At 60.9% G+C, this 25174-nt stretch carries 24 protein-coding genes; 14 read left to right on the forward strand and 10 right to left on the reverse strand.

What is annotated here, in order from left to right; all coding sequences use genetic code 11:
- Together ACW9JE_RS10715 and ACW9JE_RS10720 are read right to left on the reverse strand one after the other, a co-directional pair.
- A partial coding sequence (locus ACW9JE_RS10715; protein ID WP_457432729.1) for a ShlB/FhaC/HecB family hemolysin secretion/activation protein occupies window positions 1-784 on the reverse strand: 784 nt, incomplete at its 3' end.
- Window positions 785-1235: 451 nt separating this feature from the next.
- Window positions 1236-1790 (reverse strand): MarR family winged helix-turn-helix transcriptional regulator, encoded by a 555-nt coding sequence (locus ACW9JE_RS10720; protein WP_457432730.1) that lies wholly within the window; start codon window positions 1788-1790, stop codon window positions 1236-1238.
- Window positions 1791-1913: 123 nt separating this feature from the next.
- Between ACW9JE_RS10720 and ACW9JE_RS10725 the strand changes: the two genes are divergently transcribed.
- From ACW9JE_RS10725 to ACW9JE_RS10735, 3 genes are read left to right on the forward strand one after another with little or no spacing between them, the layout of a single operon-like run.
- Entirely contained in the window at window positions 1914-2654 is a 741-nt protein-coding gene (locus tag ACW9JE_RS10725) for a hypothetical protein (RefSeq protein WP_224535785.1), read from the forward strand.
- Window positions 2654-2914 (forward strand): DUF2024 family protein, encoded by a 261-nt coding sequence (locus ACW9JE_RS10730; RefSeq protein WP_175379278.1) that lies wholly within the window; start codon window positions 2654-2656, stop codon window positions 2912-2914. The genes ACW9JE_RS10725 and ACW9JE_RS10730 overlap by 1 nt, the downstream gene beginning before the upstream one ends.
- 3 nt (window positions 2915-2917) lie before the next feature.
- Window positions 2918-3196: a Rho-binding antiterminator gene (locus tag ACW9JE_RS10735; RefSeq protein ID WP_457432731.1), complete on the forward strand. Its 279-nt coding sequence runs from the start codon at window positions 2918-2920 to the stop codon at window positions 3194-3196.
- Window positions 3197-3362: 166 nt separating this feature from the next.
- Here the strand turns inward: ACW9JE_RS10735 and ACW9JE_RS10740 are convergent, their stop codons facing one another.
- Window positions 3363-4112 (reverse strand): SDR family oxidoreductase, encoded by a 750-nt coding sequence (locus ACW9JE_RS10740; protein ID WP_457432732.1) that lies wholly within the window; start codon window positions 4110-4112, stop codon window positions 3363-3365.
- A 100-nt stretch (window positions 4113-4212) separates the two neighbouring features.
- Here ACW9JE_RS10740 and ACW9JE_RS10745 point away from each other — a divergent pair, with 100 nt between their 5' ends.
- The 4 genes from ACW9JE_RS10745 to ACW9JE_RS10760 all read left to right on the forward strand — a co-directional run bounded on the left by ACW9JE_RS10745 (window position 4213) and on the right by ACW9JE_RS10760 (window position 9238).
- Entirely contained in the window at window positions 4213-5112 is a 900-nt protein-coding gene (locus ACW9JE_RS10745; protein ID WP_457432733.1) for a LysR family transcriptional regulator, read from the forward strand.
- 110 nt (window positions 5113-5222) lie between these two features.
- Window positions 5223-5729, forward strand: coding sequence for a sigma-70 family RNA polymerase sigma factor (locus tag ACW9JE_RS10750; RefSeq protein ID WP_457432734.1), 507 nt, complete (start codon window positions 5223-5225; stop codon window positions 5727-5729).
- Entirely contained in the window at window positions 5726-6706 is a 981-nt protein-coding gene (locus tag ACW9JE_RS10755) for a FecR domain-containing protein (protein WP_457432735.1), read from the forward strand. The genes ACW9JE_RS10750 and ACW9JE_RS10755 overlap by 4 nt, the downstream gene beginning before the upstream one ends.
- A gap of 90 nt (window positions 6707-6796) precedes the next feature.
- Window positions 6797-9238: a TonB-dependent siderophore receptor gene (locus tag ACW9JE_RS10760; RefSeq protein ID WP_457432736.1), complete on the forward strand. Its 2442-nt coding sequence runs from the start codon at window positions 6797-6799 to the stop codon at window positions 9236-9238.
- A gap of 152 nt (window positions 9239-9390) precedes the next feature.
- Here the strand turns inward: ACW9JE_RS10760 and ACW9JE_RS10765 are convergent, their stop codons facing one another.
- The 3 genes from ACW9JE_RS10765 to ACW9JE_RS10775 are packed head-to-tail and all read right to left on the reverse strand — an operon-like array spanning window position 9391 to window position 12939.
- Window positions 9391-10626, reverse strand: a complete 1236-nt coding sequence (locus tag ACW9JE_RS10765; protein WP_457432737.1) for a nucleoside permease — start codon at window positions 10624-10626, stop codon at window positions 9391-9393.
- Between the two features lie 52 nt (window positions 10627-10678).
- Window positions 10679-11779, reverse strand: coding sequence for a sugar phosphate isomerase/epimerase family protein (locus tag ACW9JE_RS10770; RefSeq protein ID WP_457432738.1), 1101 nt, complete (start codon window positions 11777-11779; stop codon window positions 10679-10681).
- Window positions 11776-12939 (reverse strand): Gfo/Idh/MocA family protein, encoded by a 1164-nt coding sequence (locus ACW9JE_RS10775; RefSeq protein WP_457432739.1) that lies wholly within the window; start codon window positions 12937-12939, stop codon window positions 11776-11778. Before ACW9JE_RS10775 ends, ACW9JE_RS10770 begins: the two co-directional genes overlap by 4 nt.
- A gap of 175 nt (window positions 12940-13114) precedes the next feature.
- Here ACW9JE_RS10775 and ACW9JE_RS10780 point away from each other — a divergent pair, with 175 nt between their 5' ends.
- Complete coding sequence (locus ACW9JE_RS10780; RefSeq protein WP_457432740.1) at window positions 13115-14122, forward strand: LacI family DNA-binding transcriptional regulator; 1008 nt, start codon at window positions 13115-13117, stop codon at window positions 14120-14122.
- A gap of 427 nt (window positions 14123-14549) precedes the next feature.
- Here the strand turns inward: ACW9JE_RS10780 and ACW9JE_RS10785 are convergent, their stop codons facing one another.
- The 3 genes from ACW9JE_RS10785 to ACW9JE_RS10795 all read right to left on the reverse strand — a co-directional run bounded on the left by ACW9JE_RS10785 (window position 14550) and on the right by ACW9JE_RS10795 (window position 17829).
- Entirely contained in the window at window positions 14550-16532 is a 1983-nt protein-coding gene (locus ACW9JE_RS10785; protein ID WP_457432741.1) for a methyl-accepting chemotaxis protein, read from the reverse strand.
- Between the two features lie 240 nt (window positions 16533-16772).
- Window positions 16773-17111, reverse strand: coding sequence for a hypothetical protein (locus ACW9JE_RS10790; protein ID WP_457432742.1), 339 nt, complete (start codon window positions 17109-17111; stop codon window positions 16773-16775).
- Between the two features lie 217 nt (window positions 17112-17328).
- Window positions 17329-17829 carry a winged helix-turn-helix transcriptional regulator gene (locus tag ACW9JE_RS10795; protein WP_457432743.1) on the reverse strand — a complete coding sequence of 167 codons (501 nt, stop codon included), beginning with the start codon at window positions 17827-17829 and terminating at the stop codon, window positions 17329-17331.
- Between the two features lie 99 nt (window positions 17830-17928).
- On the opposite strand from ACW9JE_RS10795, the gene ACW9JE_RS10800 reads away from it, so the two are divergent.
- A complete protein-coding gene (locus ACW9JE_RS10800; protein WP_457432744.1) occupies window positions 17929-18552 on the forward strand; it encodes an isochorismatase family cysteine hydrolase in 624 nt (207 codons plus the stop codon).
- Between the two features lie 8 nt (window positions 18553-18560).
- Window positions 18561-20126 carry an aldehyde dehydrogenase (NADP(+)) gene (locus ACW9JE_RS10805; RefSeq protein WP_457432745.1) on the forward strand — a complete coding sequence of 522 codons (1566 nt, stop codon included), beginning with the start codon at window positions 18561-18563 and terminating at the stop codon, window positions 20124-20126.
- Between the two features lie 126 nt (window positions 20127-20252).
- Here the strand turns inward: ACW9JE_RS10805 and ACW9JE_RS10810 are convergent, their stop codons facing one another.
- Entirely contained in the window at window positions 20253-21320 is a 1068-nt protein-coding gene (locus ACW9JE_RS10810; RefSeq protein ID WP_457432746.1) for a GGDEF domain-containing protein, read from the reverse strand.
- A gap of 349 nt (window positions 21321-21669) precedes the next feature.
- Here ACW9JE_RS10810 and ACW9JE_RS10815 point away from each other — a divergent pair, with 349 nt between their 5' ends.
- From ACW9JE_RS10815 to ACW9JE_RS10830, 4 genes are all read left to right on the forward strand, one after another.
- A complete protein-coding gene (locus ACW9JE_RS10815) occupies window positions 21670-21816 on the forward strand; it encodes a hypothetical protein (RefSeq protein ID WP_457432747.1) in 147 nt (48 codons plus the stop codon).
- Between the two features lie 319 nt (window positions 21817-22135).
- The gene (locus tag ACW9JE_RS10820) at window positions 22136-23449 is read left to right on the forward strand and encodes a C4-dicarboxylate transporter DctA (protein ID WP_224535753.1); all 1314 of its coding nucleotides are present in this window, start codon (window positions 22136-22138) and stop codon (window positions 23447-23449) included.
- A gap of 51 nt (window positions 23450-23500) precedes the next feature.
- A complete protein-coding gene (locus tag ACW9JE_RS10825) occupies window positions 23501-24211 on the forward strand; it encodes a FadR/GntR family transcriptional regulator (RefSeq protein ID WP_224535751.1) in 711 nt (236 codons plus the stop codon).
- Window positions 24212-24235: 24 nt separating this feature from the next.
- Entirely contained in the window at window positions 24236-24913 is a 678-nt protein-coding gene (locus ACW9JE_RS10830) for a GntR family transcriptional regulator (protein WP_457432748.1), read from the forward strand.
- Window positions 24914-25174: the final 261 nt, after the last annotated feature.

Below are 25174 nucleotides of genomic sequence, written 5' to 3' on the forward strand. Positions count from 1 at the left end.
GGTTCAACTGGTCGGCCAGGCCCAACGGGCTGTCCCAGTCAAAGGTCGTGCCCCATTGTTGTTCGCCGGTGCTGCGCTGGCCATCGTTGCTGCGCGACAGCCCGACGCGCCAGGGCTTTTGCCGGCTGTTGGTCACCAGCACTTCACTGCCGCCGACATTTTTCCCGGGGGCCAATTCCATCTTGGCCTGATTGGAAGGCAGGCGATTGAGTTGGTCGACCAGTTGCTCGATCTCGCGCAAGTTGACCAGATCACCGGCCTCGCCGGGAAACGCCATGGCCAGTTCGCGCTCGCACAAGCCGCTGTCCGGTGCACTTCTCAGGCCTTCGAGCCGCCCTTCCACCACCAGCACCTGCAGATGCCCGCCGGATAAATCCTGCTGTGGCAAATAGGCGCGGCTGGTGACCAGGCCTTTTTCGATGTAGTGGTCGGTGATGACCTTGAGCAGTTCGTTGAGCTGGGCAACGCCAAGGCACTGGCCGATGTAGGGCTTGAGCAGTTGATCGCGCTCGGCGCTGGACAGGCTGTCGGCGCCCTTGAGCTCGATGTCTTTGATGGGAAAGCAGCGGGTATCGGCCGGCGCTGTCGGTTGGGTCGGCTGGGCCTGTTTGCCCGGTAGTTCCTTGAGTTCTTCCAGACGACGACGTTGCTCTTCGAGCAAACGATCCTGACGTTCGCGGATCAGGTCGGTGTCACCCGGGGTGGGTGCGGCGAAGGCAGGCTTCAGGGAGAAAAGGCATAGCAAAGCCAGACACGACCTCGCCGCAAGGGCGGGTGAGTACATGATTCGATCCCTCGAAAACAGTGATAGCGCAATAGTGGCGCGATATTAGTGTGCCACTATTCTGGCGTCAATTAAGGATGACTTAAAAATGTAACGATGCTGGCGGTTTTCCAGGCCCGGTCGGGCTGAAAAATGCAAGTCACTGTAGGAGCGAGCCTGCTCGCGATGGACGTCAACGATAACGTGGGGTGTCCGAATGCCCGCGTTGTCCGGGCGTTTATCGCGAGCAGGCTCGCTCCCACAATGGGTCTGGGTACATTCGTGGAATTGGGTTGTTTGTCAGGACGCCTTCGCGGGCAAGCCTCGCTCCTACAGGTCCTGCGTCGTTTACGCAAATTGCGAACGACCGCAATACCTGTGGGAGCGGGCTTGCCCGCGATGGTTGTGAACAATGACGCTGGCAGCCTGATGCCCCGCGGTGGCTGGTCTTCCATCGCGAGCGTGCTCGCTCCTACAGGGGTTCCGGGACCTGGTGTTCGCGGCAGATCAACTCGATTTCTCGCGCTTCAAGCGGCTCTTGGGTCAACCCACAAAACGCCCCGCCCGCCACGGTCTGATGAAACCGGCACGTCCGGCACAGCCCGAATCCCGGTACGTCCTCCCCCCGCTGGATGTTGCGCAGCAACTCCATCAGCAACCCCTCCAACACCTGCGCATCGGCGCCCATGCGTTGTGCGGCGCTGGCCAGGAAGTCCGGTGGCGTTACAGCGTCGAGTAGCGCCTGCGCCGGTGGGGTCAGTTTCAGGTGCACGCTGCGTTTGTCCTTGGCGTCCGGCTGTTTGACCAGCAGCCCCTTGCCTTCCAGGGCCTTGAGCGATTGGGAGACGGTGCCTTTGGTCAGTCCCAGGTATTCGGTGACCGCCAAGGGCGTGTCGGAATAGCGATTGCAGCGGCCCAGGTACATGAGTGCGCTCAACTGAATCGGCTGCAAGTCGGTCAACAGCGGGTGTTCGCGGAACCAGACGCGCGTGAGGCTCGAGAGCCTTTCCAGCAGATCAAACAACACGGGGGTGATTCCTGATAGATGAAGTCAATAAATGGTATCGAATAAATACCATATTGACAAAGGATCGACTTGCCGTAGTCTATTGGTATCGATTCGAAACATATCATCCACGGGAGACGCATCATGAAAACTGCACTGGCATTGACCCTCGGCGCCCTGTTGGCCGCTCCGGCCTGGGCCCACGACACCCAAGGCATCAGCAGCCCCAAAGGCAAGGCCGACGCCGCCTTTGATCTGGTTAACACCCGGGTCTTCAAAGACGGCAACGATCTGGTGTTCGAGCAACTGGTCGACGGCAAGGCCGGCAGTCGCGTGCCGAGCGCCAAAGGCTCGTTCGCCGGTGCCGAGGTGTACAGCTACGTCTGGCCGACCAGCCTGGACAGTTCCGCTGTCGGCTTTGAAGCGAAGTCGGGCATTCTCGCGCTGGCGCTGACCTCGCACCCGGATTTCGACGACACCCCTCAGCTGGACGAAAACAAGGACGGCAAGAAGGATAACGATGGCGGTCTGTGGCACTCGCACTGGGTGGTGTTGACCAAGGATGAAAGCTGCGGGCCTGGCGGGTTGAAAGTGCGTGACATCCCCAAGGACGCCAAGCCGAAGCTGCCGGCGACCTGGCCCGGCGCGCCGATCTACATCGACTCCCCCGGCTATGATCTGAGCGTCGAGAAAAACGCGGCGAAGATCCGTGTGCCGCTGGCGGCGGTCGGCTTTCCTGAAAGCTTCAACTACGACGGTGTGACTGCGGCCCTGAAGGTCAACGCCGATCTGCACAATCCTCTGCTGTGCGTCAGCAGCGTCTACGACATTGCCTCGGGCGACCTTTCGTTGCCGGGCACCTGGAAACTGAAGGAGAGCAAATGATGAGCATCAAGGTCTTCGATACCCACGTTCGCACCAAAGACGGCCGTTACCTGCACTTCGATGTGCTGATCGAGGAGAACGATCCGGACCTGGCGAAAACCTATGCTCGCCGATTCCTTGATGAACAGGGCGTTCAGGAAGAAGATGTTGCCCAGGACCGATGCCAGTTCTGTCACGTCGAGCCATCCAACCCGCAAGTGGCCGAGGCTATCGCCCGGCAGGGTTACTTCATTCTCAAACTGCAAGGTTGTCGGGAGTAACGTATGAACACTTATCAGCCCATGAACTGCGACCTGTACGACTATCTGGAGATCGCCTGCATGCGCGGTTACCGGCTGGATATCGAGTTGCACGATGGTTCGCGCCTGGAAGCCAAGGCACTGACCACGCGGACGGCGAGCAGCAAGGAGGAGTTTTTGTTGCTCGAATCCGCTGACGGCCAACAGGAGATCCGTCTGGATCAACTACTGGCCATCACGCCGCTGGATGCGAATGCGCAGTTTGGGCGGGTGGTGTTTTCCGATGCGGTTTGCAGCTTCTGACGCGGTACCCCTGTACCTGTACCTGTACCTGTAGGAGCCGAGCTTGCTCGCGATGAACGTGAGAACACCGCGGGGCATCAGGCAGCCAGTGTCATCGTTGACGACCATCGCGAGCATGCTCGCTCCTACAGTGGGTCCGGGTACATCCGTGAAATCGGGGCGGTGTTTAGACCAACGACATACCCCCGTCCACATTCAACTCGATCCCATTGACGAACGAACTGTCGCTGGACGCCAAATACAGCGCCGCCCGCGCCAGCTCATCCGCCTCGCCCAGACGTCCTGCCGGGATCATGTCTGCCATCATCTGCATGAACTCGGGACGCTGCTCTTCTGAAACCCCCAGCTTGCCAATGATCGCCGTATCCACCGGACCCGGGCTCAGCACGTTCACGCGAATCCTGCGCGCACGCAGTTCCAGCGCCCAGTTGCGCGCAAAGGCGGCGATGGCCGCCTTGGACCCGGCGTACACCGCGTGCCCGTCGAGCACTTTGGTTGCTGCCAACGAACTGGTCAGAATGATGCTCGCCCCGTCGCGCAACACAGGCGTGATCGACTGCACGCCGAAAAACACCCCGCGTGTATTGATGTTGAATTGCGTATCGAACTCCTGCGGCGTGACCTGCTGCGAAGGCGTCAGGGTGATCACTCCGGCGTTGGCCATGTAGATATCCAAACCACCGAATCGCTGGCGTACCTGTTCGGCCACTTCGGCGTGATGCTCAAGGCTTGCGACATCGCCCTTGATGCCGATCGCGTCATGGCCGATCTGACGAACGGCCTCGTCGAGAATTTCCTGGCGGCGGGCGGTGATGATCACCTGCGCACCCTCTTTGGCGAACAGGCAGGCCGAGGCCAGGCCAATGCCGCTGTTGCCGCCGGTGATCACCGCGACCTTTCCTTGAAGACGTTGCATCTGCTGACTCCGCTTGTTGAAGGAGCGCAGTATTATGTCGCCCGCCCCAATGCCCACCAGTCCAGCGAACGGCACATCAGTTGTGCCCTGGAGTCATACCATGTCGAGCCTGTTGAACCAGTCGGCCAGCCTGATTGCTTTCGTCCGCGCGGTCGAAGCCGGCTCGTTCAGCGCCGCCGCGCGCAACGCCGGGACCACCCCATCGGCCATTTCGAAAAGCGTCGCCCGGCTGGAGTCGGAGCTCAATGCCAAGCTGTTCCGCCGCTCCACGCGCATGCTCAGCTTGACGCCCGAGGGCCAGGCATTTTTCGAGCGGGTCGCGCCGCTGTTGCAGGCCATCGACGATTCGGCTGACGCCCTGCGCCACACCGGCGGTGCCCGTGGTCATCTGCGGGTGAGCATGCCCAGCGAACTCGGCCGGTTGCTGATGCCGCGGATTCACTCGGTGTTCCTCGCCGAGCATCCGGAGGTGGAGCTGGACCTGACCCTGCTCGACCACCACGTCGAGGTGATTCGCGAGGGCTACGACGTGATCTTCCGTGTCGGTAGCCTCGCCGACAGCGACCTCAAAAGCCGCACGCTGGCCCAACTGGAAATGGCGCTGGTGGCTTCTCCCGGGTTTCTCGAGCGATCAGGCAACCCGACATCCATCGATGAACTGCGCGCCCTGCCCTTTGTGCGTTATCAGTTGAACGGCCGGACCTTGCCCATCGTGTTCGCCAATGGAGAAACGGTGGTGCCGCGTGGGCGTATCGGGCTTGATTCGGGATTCGGTCTGCGCGCAGCGGCGTTGGAAGGCATGGGCATCGCTTATCTGATGAAGTGCACGGTGCAGCGGGATCTGGATGAAGGGAATCTGGTGCAGGTGTTGCCCGGGGAGAAGTTGCCGGTGCTGGCGATGCATTCGCTGCATGCGTTTGGTTCGCTGACACCTATCAGGATCAAGCTGTTTGCCGATTTTGTGCAGCAGGAACTGCAACGCTTGAACTCCAACCGATGAGCGCAGGAGCAAAAGGCCAACCATCACTTCACAAAGTCTACGATTGCAGCAGCTCTGTTCATCCGAGTAGTATTGCGAACGATTCCCACTAACACTTGGAAAGTCCTTCGGTGCAACCTACTTCGACCAGCAAGCTGAGCTACTTTTTCAGCGACCATCACCGTTGGCTGCTCCAGCATATTCAAAGGCGACTGCGCAATCACGCAGACGCCGAGGACACCGCCGCCGATACGTTCTGCCAACTGCTGACCGCCCGCGTCGATCCCGACACCATCGAACAGCCTCGCGCCTACCTCTCGACCATCGCCAGACGGCTGATTTTCGATCGGCATCGTCGACGCAAACTGGAACTGGCGTATCTGGAACGGCTGTCGGCCCTGCCCGAAGTACACGCCCCTTCCCCCGAAGACCAATTGCAACTGATCGAAGCCCTGGTCGCCATCGATCGGGCGCTTGATGGCTTGCCGATGGTGGTCAAGGCCACGTTCCTCTACAGCCAGCTGGACGGGATGAGTTATGTGGCCATCGCGAAAAAACTGGATCTGTCGGAGCGCACGGTCAGCCGCTACATGAAGCAGGCGCTGCTTCAGTGTTACCTGAGCGAGTCGTCGTCATGAGCAAACCGCGTTTGGACCCGGTCAGCGAGCAAGCCATCGACTGGATGGTGCGACTGCGCGCCGGCACGCCTTCCGAGGCCATGCAGGCACGTTTCAATGCCTGGCTCAACAAGGACGCTGCGCACGCCCAGGCCTGGGCACGGTTGCAGGAGCGGGTCGGCGGCTCCTTCAATACGGTGCGCAACCTGGATCGACGACTGCCCGGTCAATCCGAGCATGCCCGTCAATTGCTCTTGCAGCCTCAGGGATCCAGACGCGATGCACTGCGGGTGATTGCCGGCCTCGGCCTGCTCGGCGGCGGCTTGTGGCTTGGCGCCCGCAGCCCGCTGGGCGATTCGCTGCTGGCCGATCTGCACACCGGTCGGGGGCAGCGCCAGGATTTCAATCTGGCCGATGGCAGCCGCTTGAGTCTGAACGCCGACAGTGCGGTGGACCTGCAATTCGACGACCAGCAAAGACTGGTCATCCTGCGCCACGGTGAACTGATCATTCAGGTGGCGGCCGATCCCCGACGTCCCCTGCGCGTGCGCACCGCGCAAGGCGAAGTACGCGCGTTGGGCACCCGCTTCCTGGTGGCGCAGGAGCCGGACGCCAGTCGCGTGGTGGTGCTGGAGCACTCCGTCGAAGCCAGCCTGTTCAATGGCACCCGGCGCAATCTGCAGGAAGGCGAGTCCGCCCTGCTATACGCCGGGCGCATCGATTCCGTCAGCGGCGACCAGCGCTATCGCGCCGACTGGCTCAGCGGGCGGCTGAATGTTCTGGACGAGCCTCTGGAACAAGTCATCGCCGCGCTGCGCCCCTACAGCCGCGGCTTCGTGCGGGTTTCTCCCGACGTACGCAACCTGCGCGTCCAAGGCGTATTCCCGCTCAACGATCCGGCCAGAACCCTCGCGGCGCTGGCCGAAACCCTGCCGATCCGGGTCGATCACTACAGCCCGTGGCTGACGCTGATTCGCGCGAAAACCGACCGAGAATAATTATTTTTTGGAAATCTTTCTTATTTGTGTCCGGTTTTCATTTCTCGCCCCACCTATCTCCTGACACTTACAAACCTTCAGGAGAATGCTGTGTTCAACCCGTGGCCTCACTCACTGTCCGTAGCCGTTGCCCTGGCGAGTCTCGCAGGCCCTGCCATGGCCCAGGCGCAAACCCTGTCGTTCAATCTGCCGGCTGGCCCGCTCGCCAGTACGCTGAACGCCATCGCCAGCCAGAGCGGACAAATCGTTTCGCTGGAACCTTCGCTGGTCCAGGGCAAGCAGGCGCCTGCCCTCATCGGCCAGATGTCGCCGGAACAGGCGATGCAAACGGCGCTGACAGGCAGCGGCCTGCAATTGCGCGTGACCGCACAGGGCAACTTCAGCGTCGAGCCCGCCGCCGGCAGTAACGCCACCGTGCAACTGGGCGCGACCAACATCGTTGAACACAGCCTGGATGCCACCACCGAAGGCTCGGGCTCCTATGCTGCAAAAGCGGTGACCATCGGCAAGGGCGTGCATACCCTCAAGGAAATTCCGCAGTCGATCACCGTCATGACGCGCAAGCAGATGGACGATCAGGACCTGACCGACCTCAAGGATGCCGTGAACAAGACCACCGGCCTGGTCGGTGTCCAGGGCGTGGGTAAAGGCATGATCATTACCTCGCGCGGTTTTCAGATCGATGACTGGCAATACGACGGCGTTCCGGTCCTGCGCAACTCCTACGCGCTGGGCAACTGGGCCACGCAAGACCTGATCTTCTTCGATCGCATGGAAGTGCTGCGCGGGGCATCGGGATTGCTTCAGGGCACCGGCAGCCCGGGCGGGGCAATCAATCTGGTGCGCAAGCGTGGCCAGGTTGCGCCGACCGTGACTGTCACCGCCAAGGCGGGCTCCTGGGATCATTACGGCTTGCAACTGGACGCCGGCGGACCGCTGAACCAGACCGGCACCATTCGCGGTCGTTTCGTGGCCGATGAGGACCGGAGCGACTCGTTCATCGACTACGAATGGAGCAGGACGCACTCGCTGTATGGCGCACTGGACATTGATCTGCGTGAGGACACCACTCTGGGCCTGGCCGTCAGCAACTCCGACGGCGAGTCGCGCCCGATGGTCCGCGGCCTGCCTCGCTACGCCGATGGCAGCTCCCTCAATGTGCCGCGCTCCACATACACCGGCGCGCGCTGGAACCATTCCGAGATCGACGTCACGACGGTCTACGCCGATCTGGAGCACCGTTTCAACGACGACTGGACGTTCAAGGTCGGCGGCGTACGCATGACTGAAGACAACAAATCGAAAAACCAGCGGCTGCAGAGTATCGGCGACGCCATTGAAGCCGATGGCAGCGGCGTGCAGTACGCCGACTTCGTGACCGATTTCGACTCCACCAAATATGGCCTGGACATGAACCTCGTCGGGCGTTTCGAAGCCTTGTCCATGCAGCAGGAAGTCATGATTGGCGGCAACTACGAGAAGTTGAATTCGGATGACCGTTTTGCCCGAACCTTCAATGACAGCACCGACACGATCTTCGGCATCGATCACAACCGCCCCGACATCAGTTATGACGGTTTGATCAATACCGAAGGTGGTCGCGGAACGCCGAGCAAATACGACATCCGCCAAAAAGGTCTGTACGGCAGCTGGCGGGTCAAGCCGATCGAGCCGTTGACGTTGGTACTCGGCTCACGGGTCAGCTGGTATGACTACAGCTACAAGTCATGGACCCAGCAAGCCTTCAGTGACGTTGCCACCGCGGAACCGGAAAGCACCGCCAACGAAAACGGCGAGGTTACGCCCTACGCCGGGATCATCTACGACCTGAGTCGCGAATGGGCGGTGTATGCCAGCTACACCGATGTGTTCGAACCACAAACCGCACGTGATGTGGGCGGTTCGGTGCTCAAGCCGGTGATCGGCAGCAACTACGAAATCGGCCTCAAAGGCGAGTTGATGGATGGACGGGTCAACACGTCTCTGGCGGTGTTCCGCTACGATCAGAAGAACCGTGCCCTCAATGATCTGGACTCGGGCTTCGCCTGCGATGGCTGGTACTGCTCGACGGCATCGGGGAAAGTACGCAGCCAGGGGATCGACGCCGAGATCAGCGGCGAAGTGCTCAGCGGCCTGCAACTGTTTGCCGGCTATACCTACAACACCACCAAGTACCTCGATGACCCGGAAAACGAAGGCAAGGTCTTCAGCACCTGGACGCCCAAGCACATGCTGCGGGTGTGGGGCGATTACCAGTTCAGCGGCGACTGGAATCGCGTCAGCACCGGGCTTGGCTTCACCACGCAAAGTCATACCCTGGGTTACGAACACACCTATGAAATCCCGGGCTATACCGTGTGGAGCGCGCGGGTCGGCTATCAGCTGACACCGGAAATCGCCCTGGCGCTGAACGCCAACAACCTGTTCGACAAGCATTACTACACGGCGGCGTACAACCAGCTCAATGGCAACAACAACTACGGCGATCCGCGGAATGTGATGTTCAGCGTCAAATACACCCCCACGTTCTGAAGTCACCACCTCCCCTGTAGGAGCGAGCATGCTCGCGATGGAGGTCAACGATAACGCTGGGTGTCAGGCATCCCTCGTTATCGTTCACGACCATCGCGAGCATGCTCGCTCCTACAGAAAAGCGGGTCCATCGGCGCAGGCCAGGTTGGCTGTCAGGCCGGCGATTGTGCCGCCACCGGTTGCCGTCCCTTGAACGCCACGGAGAAGCAGAAAAAGATCACCAGGGCAAAGCCGGCCGGGAACAGCCAGATGTTCTTCCAGTCATGCCCACCCGCGGTCGCGGCGTAGTGGTCGGTCACCTGCCCCGCCACCCAGAAACCGATCAGCATGCCCAGGCCGTAAGTCGCCAGGGTGATCAAACCCTGCGCGGAACTTCTGAAACGCTCCGAGGCCTTGGCGTCGGTATAGATCTGGCCGGAAACGAAGAAGAAGTCATAGCAGATGCCATGCAAGGCGATGCCGGTGAACAACATGAAGGCCAGGTCGCCATTGTTGCCATAGGCGAACAGCAGGTAGCGCAGCGCCCACGCCAGCATGCCCACCAACAGCGCCAGCTTGATCCCGAAACGGTGAATGAACAGCGGCAACAGCAGCATGAACAGCACTTCGGAGACCTGCCCGATGGCCATTTTTGCCGTGGGGTTGGTCACGCCGATTTCCGCCAGGAACGGGTTGGCATTCTGGTAGTAGAACGCCAGGGGAATGCAGATCAGGATCGAGGCGATGAAGAACACCAGGTAGCTGCGATCCTTGAGCAGGCCCAGCGCGTCCAGGCCGAGCATCTGCTTGAGGCCGCCGTTGCCCGATTCGTTTTTCAGCGGAGCGGTAGACGGCAAGGTGAAGCTGTAGAGGCCCAACAACAGCGAAGCCACGGCGGACATCAGGAAGGTGTTGCGCAAGGCACCGGTGGCGATTGAGCCCTGGGAGTCCCAGGCGAACACGAAACTGATCACCAGTCCGGCGACGATCCAGCCCACCGTGCCCCAGACGCGAATACGGGAAAACTCCAGCGCCGGGTCGCGCATCTGCCGGAACGCCACGGAATTGACCAGCGCCAGGGTCGGCATGTAGATCATCATGTAGGCCAGCACGAACGGATAGAAGGTGCTGAAGTCCGGCGCGCGATACAGCTGGAACAGCAACAGCGCACCCAGCAGGTGCAAGACCGCGAGAATGCGCTCGGCATTGAAGAAACGGTCGGCGATCAGGCCAATCACGAAGGGCGCAATGATCGCACCCCAGGACTGGGTCGAGAAGGCCATGCCGATCTGCCCGCCACTGGCCCCCAGATTGCTGGCCAGAAAGGTGCCGAGGGTGACGAACCAGCCACCCCAGATAAAGAACTGCAAAAACATCATTGCGCTTAGCCGCGCGTTCATCTTGCTCATAACAGTCACCGTCTTATTGTTGTTTTTTTCTGCATGGAAAACGCAAACAGGTTCAGGCGTCGGGCAAGCCCAACAATCGTCGATTGAAGGTGGCATCGGACGACACGCCGGCGAAATCGTCGAACGCCTTGCGGGTCTTTTCGATCATGTGCCGCTCGATGAACGCCGCACCTTCGGCCGCGCCTTGCGCCGAATCCTTCAGGCAGCATTCCCATTCCAGCACCGCCCAGCCCTGGAAGTCGTACTGGGTAAATTTGCTGAAGATCGATTTGAAATCGATCTGGCCATCGCCCAGGGAGCGGAAACGCCCCGGCCGCTCGACCCAGCCCTGATAACCGCCGTAGACACCCGAACGCGCGTCGGGCCGGAATTCGGCATCCTTGACGTGGAACATGCGGATGCGCGCGTGGTAACGATCGATGAAGCCCAAGTAATCCATTTGCTGCAGCAGCAGATGGCTGGGGTCGTAGAGAATCGCCGCGCGCGGATGGTGATCGACCGCCTCGAGGAAACGCTCGAACGAGGCGCCGTCGTGCAGGTCTTCGCCGGGGTGAATTTCGTAGCACAGATCGACACCGGCCTCTTCGAAACAGTCCAGAATCGGCAGCCAGCGCCGGGCGAGTTCATCGAACCCCTGCTCGACCAGGCCACTCGGGCGCTGCGGCCAAGGGTAGACATAAGGCCAGAGCAAGGCCCCGGAAAAGGTCGCATGCGCCTTCAGGCCCAGACGCTGGCTGGCCCGGGCGGCGAGTTTTAACTGATCGATCGCCCAGGCTGTGCGTGCTTCGGGCTGGCCGCGCAGATGGGCGGGCGCGAAGTCGTCGAACAGCGTGTCGAACGCCGGATGCACGGCCACCAGTTGCCCTTGCAGGTGAGTCGACAGTTCGCTGATCTGCACCCCGGCTTCAGCGCAGACGGCCTTCAACTCGTCGCAATAGCTCTGGCTTTCGGCAGCTCGCGCAAGGTCGATGAACTGCGTGTCCAGGGTCGGCAACTGAATGGCTTTGTAGCCTTGGGAGGCCGCCCAGCGGGCGATGTTGGCCAGGGTGTCGAACGGCGCCTGGTCGGACATGAACTGCGCGAGAAAAATGCCCGGGCCGCGCAGGCCCGTGGGTGGTGTCGGGGAATCGGTCACGGAAGTCTCCAGGTTCATGGGTTGCACGCCAGTTCGGTCCACTTCGCGTCGCCGCGATGGTTGGCGATGGCCGCCTCGATGAACGCCATGCCCCGCAGGCCGATCTCGATGCCGGGCACCCCGGGAGCGTCAGGTCCCGCCACTTCGCCACGAATGGCCGTGGCGAAATCGCCGTACAGGTTGGCCATGGCTTCGAGGTAGCCTTCGGGATGCCCGGCGGGCAGGCGCATGCGTCGACTTGCGGCGTCGCACAACCATGGCTGGCCGACACCGGAACGCAGGATGCGCAGGGGTTGATCGAGGGCTCGGTGGATCAGGCTGGCGGGTTCTTCCTGGCGCCATTCAAGGCCGCCCTTGTCGCCATAGATACGAATCTTCAGCGGGTTCTCTTCACCGGCGCAGACCTGGCTGGCAATCAGCACGCCGCTGGCGCCATCGGCCATCTTGAACAACATCGAGGCGTCATCATCCAGTTGCCGGCCTTCGATGTGGACGTTGAGCATCGCGCAGATCTGCTTGATCGGTTGATCGGCAACGAACTCCGCCAGGGAGAAGGCATGGGTGCCGATATCACCGATGCAACCGCCCAGCCCGGACTGCTCCGGCAGATCGCGCCAGGCTGCTTGCTTGTTGCCCTGCCCGGCCACGTCCTGGCTGAGCCAGCCTTGGGGGTATTCGACGATCACCTTGCGCACGCTGCCGATCACGCCGTTGCGCACCATGTCCCGGGCCTGCCAGACCATCGGATAACCCAGATAGGTGTGAGCCAGACCGTAGAGACGGTTGCTGCGCTCTACCACGTTCTTTAGAGCGATCAATTCGGCGAGATTGAGTGCCGCCGGTTTTTCGCTGAACACATGGAAACCCGCGCTCAGCGCCTCGCCGGCCACGGGTGCATGCAGATGATTGGGGGTGACGATGATCAGCAATTCCATGCGTTGTTCGGCGGGCAACGCGCGCTCGGCTTCGAGCATGTGGCGCCAGTCGCTGTAGCAACGGGAATCCGGCAAGCCTAGGGCAACGCCGGTTCGCTGGTTGTTCAGGGGATCGCGGCTGAACGCACCGCACACCAACTCGAATCGTCCGTCGAGCCCGGCGGCCTGGCGGTGAGCCGTGGCGATGAACGCGCCCTCGCCGCCCCCGACAAAACCCATTCTGATTTTTGGCACAGCGTTCATCGCAAGGACTCTCTTGTTTTGGGTAACCGCTGAATGATGTAACCGGTTACATCGTGGCGGAAATGTAGGCTCAGTCAGCACAGGTGTCAAACCCCGAATGCCACCGGTGAGCATTTCAGCCGATAGCCATCCTGCGGTAAGCTCCCCGGCCGCGCGGTTCGAAAGTGAGGTGATTTTGTCCAATATCCGTGAAGTGGCCCGTCTGGCCGGCGTCTCGGTGGCCACAGTGTCCCGGACCCTGAAGTCACCGGAGCGCGTGCTCCCCGAGACTCGCGACAAGGTCAACGCTGCCGTGGAACAGGCCGGTTACCGGCCGAACCTGATGGCGGTGCAGTTTCGTTCGCGGCGCACCGGCAACCTGGTGATTCTGGTGCCGACCATCGCCAATACCTTCTTCGCCCGGGTCATCAGCGGCGCCCAGCAAGCGGCGCAGACCGCCGGGTATCGACTGCTGCTGTGCGACACCCAGGGCCGCGAGGACATCGAAAGGGAATTCGCCGAACTGGTGCATAACCATCAGGCCGATGGCGTGATCCAGTTGCGGGCCTTCGACCCGTTTGCCGAGCCCTGCCACAACCTGGAACCTGCACCGATCGTCAATGCGTGCGAGGTTATCCAGGGCGGTCGGCATCCGACCATCAGCCTCGATAACCGGGCCGCGGCCAAAGCCATGACCGAACATTTGATCGGCTTGGGCCACCGCCGCATCGGCTTGATCAAGGGCCCGAAAAGCAGCCCGCTGACCCGCGACCGAGTGGCCGGTTATCAGGATGCCCTGCAGGCGGCGGGCATCACCTGCGACCCGGCGCTGATCTGCCACGGCGACTTCACCCTGCAAGCCGGCCACGACGGTGCCGCCGCGCTGCTGGCGCTTTCAGAACGCCCGACGGCGCTGTTTTGCGAGAACGATGAAATGGCCATCGGTGCGTTGAAACGCATCAGGCAACAAGGTTTGCGGGTGCCCGAGGACATCTCCCTGGTGGGCTTCGACGACATCCCCTTCGCCGCCTACTGTGACCCGCCACTGACCACCATCGCCCAACCGGCTGAAGTGTTCGGACAGAAAGCGGTGGAAATGCTGATCGCACTGATCGAGAAAGAACCGCTGGCCGAGCGGCATGTGGTGCTGCCGTTTGAGTTGGCGTTGCGGGGGAGTACGGCGGCGGTGAAACATGAGAAATAGTGGCGCCCGACACACCGATCCACTGTAGGAGCGAGGCTTGCCCGCGAAGGCGTCGGATCAGCGAGCATCGATGTTGAATTTGCCGGCCTCTTCGCGGGCAAGCCCGCTCCCACAGTGGTTGTAGGTGAACCATAAATTCGGGACATACCCCAATCCCTGTGGGAGCGTGGCTTGCCCGCGAAGGCGTCAGGACAGCCAACATCATTGTTGGATTTGCCGGCCTCTTCGCGGGCAAGCCCGCTCCCACAGTGGTGATGGGTGAACCATGAATTCGGGGCATACTCCATTCCCTGTGGGAGCGTGGGTTTCCCCCCAAAGCATCAAGAAAAACCACACCCCCCTTTGATTTTTCCACCCCTTCCCCGGACAACCAACATCATTGTTGGATGTGCCGACCTCTTCGCGGGCAAGCCACGCTCCTACAGGGTCAATCGCGGAATTGGGTCAGTTGCTGACTCAGCGACCCGGCCTGATCGCGCAGTTTCACCGACTGGTCGAGCAGGCTGCGGATTGCCTGGTCGTTCTGTTCGGAGATTCGGCTGACGCCCTGGATCGCCACCGACAGTTGTTCGCCGGTCGCGGCCTGGCTCTGGGTCTGGCGCGCGACTTCGCTGATGCGGGTGAGGATGTCCTGGGCATGCTGGCGGATCTGATCCACGCCCTGGGACGAAGTGGTCAGTTGCACCACGCCCTGGCGTACCGCTTCGCCAACCTGCTGCACGTTGGCCACGGTGTTGCGCACGTCCGAACCGATGGCGCCGATCATCTCGCCGATTTCACCGGTAGAGCGACTGGTGCGCTCCGCCAGTTGTCGCACTTCGTCGGCCACCACGGCAAAACCACGGCCCTGCTCCCCTGCCCGCGCGGCTTCGATCGCTGCGTTCAGGGCCAGCAAGTTGGTCTGGTCGGCGATGCTGCGAATCACGGCGATGATCCCGGCGATCTGCTGCGAACGCTTCTCCAGATCCCCCACCGCACCGGCCACCACGTCCATGGTCTGGTCGATGTGGGTAATGCCGGCCAGGGTCTGGCTCATGTCGGTGGAGATGTTGGTGGTCAGCACTTCGGTGTTGCGCGCCAGTTGCTCCACATCCTCGGCCTGCTGCGACATCTCGGTCACCGAGTGCGCCAGGGCCGTGACGCCGCTGGCCATCTCCTCGGTGGCGGTGTGCTGCGAGGTCGCCCGCTCGGCCACAGCCTGAGTGGTGTCGCCCAGGTGATTGGAGATCTGCATCAGCGTGGTGCTGCTCTGGCGGATCGAGCCGACGAGATTGCCCAGACGCTGAATGAACTGGTTGAATGCCCCGGCCAATTTGCCGGTTTCATCACCACTGCGTTGTTCGAAACGCAGCCCCAGTTCACCTTCCCAGGCCTGGATGCCGACGGTCAGACCCGACAATGGACGAATCTGCCACGCCAGCAAATGCCACAGCACGATGGCCAATACCAGCAGCGCTACCAGGCCGATGATCACTGCGGTGTAGAGGAAATGATTGATGCCAGCCATGGCCTCGGCCTGCGGATAGGCAACCATCAATGCCCAATTGTTTGGCGCCTTGCCGATACGCACCGGCTGCAGCACATAACCCCAGCCATCGAGTTCGAAACTGTAGGCCTTGCCCGCCTTGATCGCGTCCTTGGCAGCAGCCGGCAATTCATCGGCCGGTTTGCCCAGGCGCTTGGCATCCGGATGGCTGGCGTACAGCCCGTCACTGGAGACCAGAGCGCCGTAGCCTTTGTAGGCATCGATTTTCGCCAGCTGGCGGTTGATGCTTTCCAGCGGAATATCCACCCCCGCCACACCCACGGCTTTGCCGCCTTGCAGCAGCGGCAGCATGATTGACACCAACATCGCCTGCTGACCGTTGCCAAAGCTGTAGGCATAGGGTTCGGACGCCCATGGCTGGCGGGTATGCAGCGGGCGGTAGTAATACTGGTTGTCGGCGTTTTCCGGGGCGTAGCCGCTCAGCGCTTCGGATTTCACCGACCCGCCGGCGCGGTTCCACCAGGTCAGGTAACGACCCGTGGCGTCGTGGCTGGGCTGGTTGACGAACTCACTGTCTTTGCCATCGAAAGCGTTCGGTTCCCAGTACTGACCCAGGCCGAGGAAGTTCGGATTAGCCTCGAACAGCTGGCGAGTCAGCGCATCGGCGGTCTTGCGATCGACCTGCTTTTGCTGCATTGCCGTGGCGACGCTGGCCAGGGATTCGGCCACGGTATAACCGGCGCCGAGTTCGACTTCCACTTCCTTGGCATTGGCCTTGACGATGCTGTCGACCAGGGCGAAGGTTTCTTTGACGGAATTGCCATACGCAATGTAGGCGATGGAGCCGAGCAGCAGCGCCATGACGACGACGGTGCCGATAAGCGCTGTCCAGAACAGCTTGAAGTGCAGTGAGCGATTAGACATGAACATTCTCGAATTGACGATATGTCAGCCAACACAGCCCCGCGCCTGAATATGAATGCAGCAGCCCTGCTGGCGATTATTTATAGTTGATATTATTTTGCCACTATCTCAGAGCCACATCTCCGTTGCAACTTAATTGAAGGCTTGTTCAATCAAAAAAATGACAGGAAAAAACGCCTCGCGATCACGCCTGATTCAAGCGTGTTCGCGAGGGTAGGAAAGGGATTTTTCAGTGCGGATTTACAGGCATTCCTGAGCCGCACGCTCAAGTCGCGAAGGCCCGAAAGTCGATGCCAGCAGCGTGCGTTCGTAGAGGAACACCTTGCCGCCGTTCGATGCCTTGTAGGCTTCGAGCACGTCGTTGGCTGCGACTTTGCTCGACACCGTGATGCGGTAGCTGCGCTGGGTTTCCGAGACGGTCGCGTGCAGTGAATCCTCCTGCAGTTTTGGCAGCACGCAATGCGCGTAGTCGGCCGGTGCCTTGCTGGTCTGCAGGGTCAGCGTCGGGTCGTTGGGCGTGGAGGCGCAACCGGACAAGAGCAGTGAGGCGGCAATCGTCAGCCGAGTGTAGAAGTTCATCGCGCCGATTCCTGGGTAAGCGTTCTGGATGGGCGCGATTTTGCGGGTTTGCCGTTGGCAACAGAACTTGTGATCAGTGATTGTGACTATTACGTGAAGCGATAGTAGAACCTGTAGGAGCGAGCTTGCTCGCGATGGTCGTCAACGATGACGTTGGCTGCCTGACACCCTGCGGTGGTCTTGCGTCCATCGCGAGCAAGCTCGCTCCTACAGAGGGCTATGGTTTGGATTTGAAGGCTTCGCGCCGTGCGGTCCGCTCTTCGACGTAGGCCTCGGTGGGTTCGCTGATCAGCTCCTGACGTCGCAACACTTCGCCGCAGTGATCGCACAGCGGCCCAAGCCCGGCCTGGTGCCCGCAAGTCCTGTGGGTATAGCGCACCGCCAAACCCTCGCCCTCTTCCTTGCACCAGGTCTCCCCCCACGCGCGCAGCGCCAGCACCACCGAGTAGAACGCCTCGCCCTTGGCGGTGAGGTGGTACTCATAGCGCGTCGGGCGCTCCTGATAGGCGCGGCGTTCGACCATGCCATCCGCCTCCAGGCTTTTCAGACGCGCAGCGACCATCTGCGGCGTGCCGCCGGTCTGCGCCTGGATCTCGTCGTAGCGATGGTTGCGCATGAACAATTCGCGCAAGACCAACACCGTCCATCGGTCTCCGACAATGTCCTCGGCCCGTGCGATCGGACACAGGGTTTCAGGACTAGTCTTTTTTACGGCCATGCAGGCTTGCCTCTTTCACTGTAACTATGATTATCATATCTACACTATGCCGGGGCAAGCCCTTGGCACAGGTCAGCCATCCATACTGGAGAATTTGTCATGTCGAATGTTGCTTATCCGCTGGATCGCACCGCCTACCTGCTGGTCGATCCGTACAACGATTTTCTCTCCGAAGGCGGCCGGGTGTTCCCGCTGATCAAGCCGATCGCCGAACAAGTCGGCCTGCTCGACAACCTGCGAGCACTGGATCGCGCCGTGCGCGCCGCGGACATTCAGGTGGTCATCGTACCGCACCGTCGCTGGGAACAAGGCGATTACGAAAACTGGGATCACCCAAGCCCTTCGCAATGCAAGATCCAGCACATGCACCACTTCGCCCGCGGCGAATGGGGTGGCGAATGGCACCCCGATTTCGCACCGCAGGAAGGCGACATCATCGCCTCCGAGCACTGGGGCTCGAGCGGTTTTGCCAACACCGACCTGGATTTCCGCCTCAAGCAGAAAGGCATCACCCACGTGATCATCACTGGCCTTCTGGCCAATACCTGCATCGAGGCCACCGCCCGTTACGCCCAGGAATTGGGCTACCACGTGACCCTGGTGCGCGATGCCACCGCCGCCTTCAAACCGGAAATGATGCACTCCGCCCATGAACTGAACGGCCCGACCTACGCCCATTCGATCGTGACGACTGAACAACTCGTCGCCACCCTGAAGCAGTGATTACGCACATGAATCTGACTGGAAATCTCTTGATCGGCTCTCACGAAGCGTCCGCCTCCGAGGGCACGATGAAAGCCCTGAACCCAGCGACCAACCAGACCATCGAGCCGGCCTTCGCCCTGGGTGGGGCTGCCGACGTGAATCGGGCGGCGATTCTTGCCGACGAAGCTTTCGATCATTACAGCCATACCTCGCTCGCCGAGCGCTCGGCGTTCCTGGAGCGCATCGCCGACAACCTCGATGCTGTCGCCCCGCAACTCGCCGCCCGGGCCGCGCTGGAAACCGGACTGCCCGAAGCCCAGTTGCAAGGTGAAGCGGCCAAGGCGGCGACCCAGTTCCGCCAGTTCGCCGATGTCGTGCGCAAAGGTCGCTTCCTGCATCTGGCCATCGACCCGGCACAACCCGATCGCCAACCACGTCCGCGCATGGATCATCGCCTGCAAAAAATCGCCATCGGCCCGGTAGCGGTTTTCGGTGCGAGTAACTTCCCGATCAGCTACTCCGTCGCCGGCGGCGACACCGCGTCGGCATTGGCGTCGGGCGCAACCGTCATCGTCAAAGCCCATAACGCTCATCCCGGCGCGTCGGAGATTCAGGCGCGGGCGATCCTCAAGGCGGTGCAGGACAGCGGCCTGCCTGAAGGTGTGTTTTCGATGGTGCGCGGCGCCGGCAATGCCATCGGCGAAGCGCTGGTCGATCATCCCCTGATCAAAGCCGTGACCTTCACCGGTTCCGAACAGGGCGGCATGGCTCTGTATCGGCGCGCGCAGTTGCGTCCCGATCCGATCCCGGTGTTCACCGAAATGACCAGCGTCAACCCGACCTTCATCCTGCCCCAGGCGTTGGCCGTGCGGGGTGCGCAGATCGGTGACGGCTTCGTCGAGCGGATGCTCGTCAACGTCGGCCAGGCGTGCTTGAAGCCGGCGATTCTGATCGCGGTCGAAGGGGATGGTTTTGCAGCATTGCAGGCAGCGATGGTCAAGCGTGTGACCGACGCACCGGCGCGGCCGATGCTGACGCCAGGAATTCATGGCGCTTACCTGAACAACCTCGATCACCTGCAAAGCGCCGGTGCCGGCCTGGTGGCTGTGGGCGCGGTGGCCCATGCCGAGCTGGATGGTCGTTCGGCGTTGCTGGAGGTTGATGGTGAGCGGTTCTTGAGCGAGCCGGCGTTGGCCGATGAGGTTTTCGGGCCGGCGGCGTTGCTGGTGAAGGTCAGGGATGAGGCGCAGATGCTGGCGGTTGCCCGCGCGTTTCGCGGTCAGCTCAGTGCGACTCTGCACCTGGAAGACACGGACCTGGATCTGGCCCGGCGTTTATTGCCGATACTGGAGCGGCGAACCGGGCGGATCGTGGTCAACGCCTTCGCCCACCCGCAGGAAGTGTCTTTCGCGACCATCCACGGCGGTCCGTTCCCAGCCTCTTCGGATAGCCGCTTCACCTCGGTGGGCATGACCTCTATCGAACGCTTCCTGCGTCCGATTACCTACCAGGGTTTTCCGGATGGGTTGTTGCCTGAGGCATTGCGCGAGCTGAATCCGCTCGGGTTGCCGCGTAGCGTGGACGGCCAGTAAAGCCGCCCTGCCCCCTGTAGGAGCGAGCTTGCTCGCGATGGAATCAGAATCACCGCTGGGCATCAGACACCCCGCGTTATCGTTGACGTCCATCGCGAGCAAGCTCGCTCCTACAGGTTGAGGGTTTCAGGCCTGAAGCGCCTGGGCTTTCTGTAGCGCAAACACCTGATTGCGCCCATTGCGCTTGGCTTCGTAAAGCCCGTCATCAGCGCGGGTAAGCAGGGTTTCCAGGTTGTCGCCGGGCTCGACGAAAGCAACGCCGAAGGATGCGGTAATGGTGTCCAGCACAGTGTCGGTCCCACGCGCCTTGATCCGCAACGACTGCACTTTCAGACGCACCTGCTCGGCAAAGGCACAGGCCCCTTCCAGGCCCACGCAGTTTTCCAGCACCACACAGAACTCTTCACCACCATAACGTCCGGCAAACGCCTCGCCCGCCAGCGCGCCGCGCAACACCTGGGCGACATGCTGCAACACCCGATCACCCAACGGATGACCATACTGATCATTGAATTGCTTGAAGTGATCGATATCCAGCATCACCAGCGCGACCTGCCCGGTGTGCTTGGCCAGCGCTTTTTCCAGCTGACGGGTGAACGCCGTGCGGTTGAGCAGTTCGGTCAGGCCATCCAGAGTCGCCGCCTGCTGCGCACGCTCGAGCTTGTCGCGCAGGGTCTGAATTTCGCTTTGCGCCGATTGCAACTGAGCCAGGAAGTGTTCCTGCTGAGTCTGCATCAGCCGAGTACTTTGCTGCAGTTCGTTGAGGATGCCCGGCAAACGATCGCTGACCGGTTGCTCGAGCATTTCCAGGCACTCGCCGAGACGGTTCTGAAAATTGACGCTGCCTTTGACGCTGCGCGAAACATCCCGCTCCATGCCGTCGACCAGACTGATGACCTGTTGCTGTCCGGCGCGGGCATCTTCCAACTCGTCACGAATGATGAATTCGCGAAACAACCGGGTCGCGGACTCCGGCGGGCAACCGTCGAAGTCACGAATCACGCGGTCCAAATGACGATTGAGTTCCGGCTCCTGACCTTTGCTGTAGGTGTACCACAGCGCGTAATGCACCGGATTTGGCGGGATATTGTGGCGAACCATCAGGGGCACGGCTTGCTTGAGCAACGCCGCCGCCTCGCGGGAGTCTTCAGGAAAAAGCGCTAGAACATTCGCACGCGTGTCTGATTGGCTCATGGATTCACTGTGGTTGTTAATCATTGGCGTTTGGCAGTGCGCTGAGCATACCGATACGCCCGACAAACGGCTATCCCGGTTTGATTGGCATCGCCATTTAATCCCTCAAGAGACGCAGCCGCGCATCACCAGACTCCGGCAATGAGCTATACATCAACAGACGCTATCTGATGCTGAAGCTCTGACCGGGAACCACGACCTCCGGAGAACAACAACGAATCAGAGTAATTCAGCGTCCGCGACGACAAATGGCAGCACAGTGCCACTAATGCATGGCATAATGATGCCATATTGTCGTCGAACATCTTTGCGGCGCTCGTGAAGAGATGTTCCTGCCTGAGGAAATGCCATGCTCCTGAATGTCCTGATCTGCTGGTTCGCACTCGCCATCGCCCTGGCAACGATCCTGTGCCGACAGATTCACAAGGCGAAGGTGGCTGATCAGGCAATGGGCATCCAGCATCCGGAAGACCATTCGGGCATCTATCTGGCGTAAAGCCACGGCGTCTCCCCCGCTTTACCCCACCCGTAGCATCCTGCTGCCGAGTCCCCTCTTCCCCTGTCTATTGCTCCCGCCACCGGAAACCCGGTGCGCGGGCGTGCTTTCACGCGCCCCCCACTGAACGTTCAAGTGAACCGGTCAAACCACTGGTCAGACCGGTCAAGCCAATTTAATGATTTCCCCTTGTAACAATGAAAAAAACCAGCCTAAACTGAGCCTGCACTGGACATACCGGTAAGACCACAATAATTAAGTCCCAGGCCAGATGTGCGCCATGCACACGACAGCCGGGACACCGACCAGGATTCCTCCCATGCTCAGATGGTGCTCGCGTTCAATCTTCCTCCAAGTGGTTCTCGGACTGATGCTCGGCATCATCTGCGGGCTGACCCTTCCCGAATACTCCGCTCAGCTCAAACCGCTGGGCGATGGCTTCATCAAACTGATCAAAATGCTCATCGGCCTGATCGTGTTCTGCGTTGTCGTCAGCGGCATCAGCGGCGCAGGCGATCTGAAGAAAGTCGGCCGCATCGGCCTCAAATCGGTGATCTACTTCGAAGTGCTGACCACCATCGCCCTGGTCATAGGCCTGGTGTTCGCCTTCAGCACAGGCATCGGCAGCGGTGCCAACATTCATCTGGAGCAGCTGTCCGCCGCCGACATGGGCGATATCGCCCAGCGCGGCCAGCACATGCACACCACCACGCAGTTCCTGATGGACCTGATCCCGACCTCGGTCATCGGTGCATTCGCCGACAACAACATCCTGCAAGTGCTGCTGTTCTCGGTGCTGTTCGGCAGCGCCCTGAACCTGGTGGGCGAAGCGGCGTCGGGGATTTCACGACTGATCAATGAGCTCAGCCACGTGATCTTCCGCATCATGGGCATGATCGTGCGGCTGGCGCCGATCGGGGTGTTTGGCGCGATCGCGTTCACCACCAGCAAATACGGCCTGGACTCGCTGCAGCACCTGGGCAGCCTGGTCGGCCTGTTCTACCTGACCTGCGTGGCCTTCGTGGCGTTGATTCTCGGCCTCGTGATGCGCCTTTCCGGCTTGCGCATGTGGCCCTTGCTCAAATATCTGCGCGAAGAGTTGCTGATCGTGCTGGGCACCGCCTCCTCCGACGCCGTGCTGCCGCAGATCATGCGCAAACTCGAACACCTGGGTATCGGCAGTTCGACGGTAGGCCTGGTGATCCCCACCGGGTACTCGTTCAACCTCGATGGCTTTTCGATCTACCTGACACTGGCCATCGTCTTCATCGCCAATGCCACCGGTACGCCGCTGGCCATGACCGATCTGCTGACCATTCTGCTGGTGTCGCTGATCACCTCCAAAGGCGCCCACGGTATTCCCGGTTCCGCCTTGGTGATTCTGGCGGCGACGCTGACGGCCATCCCGGCGATTCCGGTGGTCGGCCTGGTGCTGGTGCTGGCGGTGGACTGGTTCATGGGCATCGGCCGGGCGCTGACCAATCTGATCGGCAACTGCGTCGCCACCGTGGCCATCGCTCGCTGGGAAAAAGACATCGATATCCAGCGCGCCAATAAAGTGCTTTCCGGCCAGGTGGGTTATACCTTCCAGCCGAGAAAACCGGCTGGCGCGGCGCACCAGCAAGAATTTTAAATAACCTGTGCCCACTGTAACGGTGGGCACTTTTATCGCTTGGAGCGAACAGTGATTACCTCCTCAACCGTCGTCAATTCAGTGGTAGAGAAACTTCGGGCCGCACTGGCCCGTGGTCAGTGGCGCTCCGGCGATATGTTGCCGGGCCAGCGCGAACTGGCCGAACAACTGGGCATCAGTCGGCCCAGTCTGCGCGAAGCGGTGACCGTGCTGGAAACCCTCGGGCTGGTGCGCTCGATGCCGGGCAAAGGCGTTGTGGTACTGGATGCCAGTGCGATGGACCTCGACGACTCGCGCCAGGACAGCGCGGTGGCCGGGGCGAGTCTGGAGGACGTGCTGCAACTGCGCTACACCCTCGAACCTTTCATTGTCGGGCTGGTTGCGCAGTCGATCAGCAGCAAGGAAGTCGGGCAACTGCGCCTGACGTTGATGGACATGCGCGAAGCCCTGGAGGCCAACGACAGCGAAGCCGGTGTCAACGCCTACATCGCGTTCCACGAAGAGCTGTTCACCCTGACCTCGAACCCGATTTTCCAGAGCGTGGTACAGCAGACCAGCAACGCCCTCAAGCAAAGCGCCGAAGTGCTGCGCAATTCGCCTGAGCATCTGGCCGAGCGCCTGGAAGAAAACGAAGCCGTGGTTCGTGCGATCCGCAGCAAGAACAGCGCCCAGGCCAGTGCCGAAATGCGCAAGCACATCCTTCGCGAAGGCCAGCGCATGGGCATCGAACTGAACATTCCGGAAGACAACCTCAGCGTTTGATTCCTTCTACTTTGGAGACAGGCCATGAACAGCTTCGCTTCACCGCAAACTCTTGTTGACCTGCCCTTGCACCTGGCGGCGGACGATCTCTATGCGCAGGTGTTCGACGCCATTCTCGACCTGCGTCTTCTGCCCGGCAGCCGCTTCACCGAGGACAGCCTCGGTCAGATGTTCGGCGTGCGTCGCAGTGAAATCCGCAGCGTCCTGACGCGCCTGTCCCATCAGCACATCATCATCCTGCGCGCCAACCACCGCCCTCGTGTGGCGGTACTTGACGCAGAGCAGACCCGGCAGGCACTGCATGCCCGGCGATTGACCGAGACCACGTTGCTGCGACTGGTGTGTCAGCAGCCGTTGTCGCAGGACTTGAGTCGCCTGCGCGCGATCATCGAGGGCGAACGCCTCTGCACCGAGCGCGGCCAAGCCCTTCGTCTGTCGGGGGAATTTCATCTGGAGCTGGCGGCGCTGGCGGGGAATGCACCGTTGGCGCATTTTCTCGACAGTCTGGTGCCGCTGATGTCATTGGCGATTGCGCAGTTCGAGGCGCGGATCGATGGGTATTGCGACTGGCGGACGCATGAAGGGATTTTGAATGCGGTTGAAGGCGGGGATGCGGTGAGCGCGGTTTGCCTGCTCAACCGGCATCTGGATCATCTTGAGGGGTTGTTGCTTAGCCCACGCCAACAGCGCATGGCCTGCTGATCACCAAAACCTGAAAACCTCAAAACTGTAGGAGCCGAGCTTGCTCGCGATGCTGGCCCAGACAACGCTGAGAGTCAGGCACCCCGCGTTATCGTTAACGACCATCGCGAGCAAGCTAGCTCCTACAGGAAGAGCTTGCTCGCGATGGAGGCCCAGACACCGCGGAGTGTTTGGCACCCAGCGTCATCGTTGACGACCATCGCGAGCAAGCTCGGCTCCTACAGGGATTCAGGGGTTACGTGATAACGCGGGCATTCAGGT

Source organism: Pseudomonas sp. SDO55104_S430, assembly GCF_054070595.1.

Coding starts and splice junctions, on each gene's coding strand:
- ACW9JE_RS10765 (WP_457432737.1), bottom strand. CDS start 10,626: ATGAGCAAGATGAACGCGCGGCTAAGCGCAATGATGTTTTTGCAGTTC.
- ACW9JE_RS10755 (WP_457432735.1), top strand. CDS start 5,726: ATGAGCAAACCGCGTTTGGACCCGGTCAGCGAGCAAGCCATCGACTGG.
- ACW9JE_RS10810 (WP_457432746.1), bottom strand. CDS start 21,320: ATGAGCCAATCAGACACGCGTGCGAATGTTCTAGCGCTTTTTCCTGAA.
- ACW9JE_RS10730 (WP_175379278.1), top strand. CDS start 2,654: ATGAGCATCAAGGTCTTCGATACCCACGTTCGCACCAAAGACGGCCGT.
- ACW9JE_RS10745 (WP_457432733.1), top strand. CDS start 4,213: ATGTCGAGCCTGTTGAACCAGTCGGCCAGCCTGATTGCTTTCGTCCGC.
- ACW9JE_RS10770 (WP_457432738.1), bottom strand. CDS start 11,779: ATGAACCTGGAGACTTCCGTGACCGATTCCCCGACACCACCCACGGGC.
- ACW9JE_RS10735 (WP_457432731.1), top strand. CDS start 2,918: ATGAACACTTATCAGCCCATGAACTGCGACCTGTACGACTATCTGGAG.
- ACW9JE_RS10800 (WP_457432744.1), top strand. CDS start 17,929: ATGTCGAATGTTGCTTATCCGCTGGATCGCACCGCCTACCTGCTGGTC.
- ACW9JE_RS10775 (WP_457432739.1), bottom strand. CDS start 12,939: ATGAACGCTGTGCCAAAAATCAGAATGGGTTTTGTCGGGGGCGGCGAG.
- ACW9JE_RS10790 (WP_457432742.1), bottom strand. CDS start 17,111: ATGAACTTCTACACTCGGCTGACGATTGCCGCCTCACTGCTCTTGTCC.
- ACW9JE_RS10725 (WP_224535785.1), top strand. CDS start 1,914: ATGAAAACTGCACTGGCATTGACCCTCGGCGCCCTGTTGGCCGCTCCG.
- ACW9JE_RS10815 (WP_457432747.1), top strand. CDS start 21,670: ATGCTCCTGAATGTCCTGATCTGCTGGTTCGCACTCGCCATCGCCCTG.
- ACW9JE_RS10740 (WP_457432732.1), bottom strand. CDS start 4,112: ATGCAACGTCTTCAAGGAAAGGTCGCGGTGATCACCGGCGGCAACAGC.
- ACW9JE_RS10795 (WP_457432743.1), bottom strand. CDS start 17,829: ATGGCCGTAAAAAAGACTAGTCCTGAAACCCTGTGTCCGATCGCACGG.
- ACW9JE_RS10830 (WP_457432748.1), top strand. CDS start 24,236: ATGAACAGCTTCGCTTCACCGCAAACTCTTGTTGACCTGCCCTTGCAC.
- ACW9JE_RS10820 (WP_224535753.1), top strand. CDS start 22,136: ATGCTCAGATGGTGCTCGCGTTCAATCTTCCTCCAAGTGGTTCTCGGA.
- ACW9JE_RS10785 (WP_457432741.1), bottom strand. CDS start 16,532: ATGTCTAATCGCTCACTGCACTTCAAGCTGTTCTGGACAGCGCTTATC.
- ACW9JE_RS10805 (WP_457432745.1), top strand. CDS start 18,561: ATGAATCTGACTGGAAATCTCTTGATCGGCTCTCACGAAGCGTCCGCC.